Below are 3,769 nucleotides of genomic sequence, written 5' to 3' on the forward strand. Positions count from 1 at the left end.
CTATGGTATCCAAACTGGATTTTTAGGAATTTGGGCGCATAATGAATTGAAGATATTAAATTCAATAGCATTGCGTTCTGAAATCGGATTTGACAGCGGAATTTGGGGAGGAGATTTTTATGATGGAACTGGGTTTTTATTGACACCAGTAATTACGCTTGAACCAAGACTTTATTATAACCTGAATAAAAGAGTAGAGAAATCACGCAGAATTGACGGAAATAGCGGAAATTTTATCTCACTAAAAACAAGTTATCATCCAGATTGGTTTGTTATTTCAAACACTGATAATATAAGAATAGTTAGTGACATTTCAATCATACCAACTTAGGGAATTAGACGAAATATTGGAAAACACTTCACTTATGAAACGGGATTCGGAATTGGATACAGATGCACTTTTGCTAAACAAGCTGGGTTTCTTGAAAACAAAAGCGAAGTTGATTTGAATTTACACTTAAGAGTTGGATATCGGTTTTAATAAAAAAAATAACTTGTAACCTTTCAGCATTCCTTGTATCTAAACGAAAAATACAGGCAAACAAAAAAGCTGTCATATTAAATCAAAATAAAAACAATTATGAAAAAAACAATTATGAAAAGAATTTTATTACTATCAACTATTGCAATTTTAGGACTATCAAATTCAATGATAGCACAAAATGTCGATTTTGGATTAAAAACAGGTCTTAACATTTCAAACTTTACCGGAGGAGACGTGGGTGAAAATAGTTTATTTGGTTTTCATGTTGGTGGATTTGCCGAATTTAAGCTCAACAAAAAAATCTCACTTCAACCAGAATTATTGTATTCCACACAAGGTTCAGAAGTTCAAAATTCATTAAAAATCAAAGTTGATTACCTCACAATTCCTTTGATGGTAAAATATTACCTGTCTGAAAAGTTTAGTGTAGAAGCAGGACCACAAGCGTCATTTTTACTAAATGACAAGGCAGAATTTGATGATAGTTCAATTCCTGATGCTGATATAGATGCTTCAAGTTTTGATTTTGGACTTAATGCTGGTTTGGGATATAATTTCAATTCTAATCTGTTTGCGCAAGTACGCTATAATTACGGTATTACAACAGTTGGGGAAAACCCTGATGTTAAAAATAGTGTATTTCAAATGTCTTTGGGATATAAGTTTTAAGATGGACCAAAATGGAATGGAAAGTCAGTTGTCAGTAAGGCATAAATATAAAAATGAGTGAAACTAAATAAATTTTATTAAAAAGCCTTTGCTTGCAGGGTGCGGATACGCTTGAAATAACTGACGGACGTGTTCGCAATGCTTGTTCAGATGCATTAAAGGAAGCAACAACTACTGGGTTGCGGTTTCAAGAACCGAACAACTCAAAGTAATGAGAGATGTAATGGTAAAATACAAAGATGGCATAAAAGAAGTAGCGTTCTTTGATGGTGACCGTCGTTTTTATATTGACAAAGAGGATAGAGATGTGACAGAAATCATTGTAGAATGGAAAGAGATAGACCCCAAGAAACCTTGCTACTAATAACGTATTTAGGCTATGGCTTGATCATATTCCATTGGAAAACTCGTGAATTTTCCTGGTGGTCTGTTTCTTTTACCATTTTTATACATAACTGTTGAAGCACATTTTACGTAACCATTGACATATTTTGGCATCTAATAAAAAAAAAGCAATGATATAAAAATGACAAATTTAAACACCAGTAAAGAAAAAATCATCAAAGAAAATAGAAGAATAAAATTAACGACTTTAGATGAGCTGAAGATTAAAGTTAGTTTTAAATTAGAAAATAGCGTCATTATTATTGATAATGTTCGAATAAACTTAACTGATTTTAGTGAATTAAAACGTAACCCTCCATTAACGTATATATTAACCTTAGGATTTCTGATTTACGGTGGTGCTATAACAGCTGGTGTTGGTGTTATAATTGGCGTATTTGCTAATTCAGCAGCATTTTGGTTAACTATCCCGGCAGCTGGAATGATATATGCTGGAATAAAATCGCCAAATTTTAATAAAAATTACAAAATAGAAAAAGGTTTGAAATTTGAAATAATATCTATGCCTGATTAAAACGTGCTAAAGCACTATATGTAATTTATTGCTAGTCGTAGTAGCCTACTTCAGAAAACTTCAGCTATGTTCTATTCGGTTTGAATTTACTGAATTAATTGATTAAATAATGCAACTATTCTTATTACGTAAACTGTTCGCAAAAGGCTTAAAAACTAAACTACGAAATACCTTATAAAGTGCACCAAAATGCAGCTTTATCTTATTCAATAACCTGTAGACGTATTTTAGGACGAGACATTTAAAAAAAAAGAAAATGAAAATAACAGCTTTAACCTCCTTTTGTGTGGATTTATTTCCTGAATTGGATGAAATTTACGTTGGAGGAAATTCATTGAACTTTGCTATTCAATGCAAACTTTTAGGATATGAAGATACCTCAGTAATTGGGGCAATTGGAAAAGATAGATTTGGAAAACTAATAGAAAACCAATTAGATAAATTAAATATAAATCGTTCTAGGTTATACCAGATTAACGAAACGACTGCATCAAATAAAATTTTCATTAATGAAAAAGGAGACAGATATTTTAAAAACGATAGCTGGAATGGAGGCGCATTTGATAAGTTTAGATTATCAGAAAGTGATTGGAAGTCTTTGGCTGACAGTAAAATTGTTGCAATGCCAGCGGGTGACCCAAACTTGAAAGAACTTTTAAAGAGACGAAATGAAAATCAATTAATAGTTATTGATTTTTTAGATTATTTAGGAATTGACTTCATCAAAGAACATATAGACAATATCGACATTGTTTTTCTGAGTGGTAAAGAAGATATGTTGGATGAACTACAAGAACTTTCTTCCCAAAAGGGAAAACTAATAGTGCCGACTTTAGGAGCAAAAGGTAGTGTAGCCCTTTTTGAAAATAAAAGATATTACCAAAAAGCGATTGAAGTTGATAAAATTGTTGACACAACAGGTTGTGGAGACGCTTTTCAAGCAGCCTTTAGTATTGAATGGCTGAAAACTAAAGATATAGAAAAATCATTAAAAGAAGCTTCAATTGCTGCTAGTAAAGTTTTGAATTTTGCAGGTGGAGTTGAAGAAGAATAAAAACTGGATATAACAATGTGTATAATCAATTGCATAAGTCTGTGTGCACTCGGAAAATCCTACGGATTTTCCTCTGGATCGTATTTTAGGACGAGACATTAGTATCATTAGACAGTTGTCTAAACTTCAAAGGTGTATGTTCAACTCTTTTCTTGAATACTCTATTAAACGCTGCTTCTGACAAATAGCCTACTTTTTCCGCTATTTCGCTAACTGATTTATTACTATCTCTTAAAAGATCTATAGCCTCTAAAATTCGCCATTGTGTTATGTAGTTAAATGGAGTTATTCCTGTTAGTTTCTTAAAGTGATTACTAAAACTTGTTCTAGACATTCCAGCAATTTTTGCCATTGAATTTACTTGCCAATCCAGTTCAGGTTTTTGATGTAGTGATTTTAAAACCTTTCCTACTCGTTCATCCTGCATAGCAGCAATAAAGCCACTCTTTTTACTATTCTTCTGCATATAAGCTCTTAGGAGAAGTATAAATAATACTTCTCCTAATTTATTGACAATAACATTTTTTCCGGAGTTTTCACTCCCAGCTTCTTGAATAATCAGATTTGTAATACTTTCTAACCATGATTTTTTTTTTTTCAATACCAGAAATATGAATTATAATTGGCAATTCTTTTATAAAAG

General features: G+C 31.8%; 5 protein-coding genes and 1 pseudogene. 5 read left to right on the forward strand and 1 reads right to left on the reverse strand.

Annotation, left to right across the window (positions count from 1 at the left end; genetic code table 11):
- From CXF67_RS08605 to CXF67_RS08620, 5 genes and pseudogenes are all read left to right on the forward strand, one after another.
- Positions 1–331: pseudogene (locus CXF67_RS08605) on the forward strand (hypothetical protein); the annotation flags it as partial.
- 249 nt (positions 332–580) lie between these two features.
- Positions 581–1,153, forward strand: a complete 573-nt coding sequence (locus CXF67_RS08610; protein WP_102088388.1) for a porin family protein — start codon at positions 581–583, stop codon at positions 1,151–1,153.
- Positions 1,154–1,364: 211 nt separating this feature from the next.
- Entirely contained in the window at positions 1,365–1,517 is a 153-nt protein-coding gene (locus CXF67_RS18180) for a hypothetical protein (protein WP_180957934.1), read from the forward strand.
- Between the two features lie 162 nt (positions 1,518–1,679).
- A complete protein-coding gene (locus CXF67_RS08615) occupies positions 1,680–2,072 on the forward strand; it encodes a hypothetical protein (RefSeq protein ID WP_102088389.1) in 393 nt (130 codons plus the stop codon).
- A 256-nt stretch (positions 2,073–2,328) separates the two neighbouring features.
- Complete coding sequence (locus CXF67_RS08620) at positions 2,329–3,126, forward strand: carbohydrate kinase family protein (protein WP_102088390.1); 798 nt, start codon at positions 2,329–2,331, stop codon at positions 3,124–3,126.
- Positions 3,127–3,211: 85 nt separating this feature from the next.
- On the opposite strand, the gene CXF67_RS08625 is transcribed toward CXF67_RS08620, so the two are convergent.
- Positions 3,212–3,727, reverse strand: coding sequence for an AraC family transcriptional regulator (locus tag CXF67_RS08625; RefSeq protein WP_102088391.1), 516 nt, complete (start codon positions 3,725–3,727; stop codon positions 3,212–3,214).
- Between the last annotated feature and the right edge of the window lie 42 nt (positions 3,728–3,769).

This window comes from Psychroflexus sp. MES1-P1E, assembly GCF_002836055.1.
Classification (GTDB): domain Bacteria; phylum Bacteroidota; class Bacteroidia; order Flavobacteriales; family Flavobacteriaceae; genus Psychroflexus.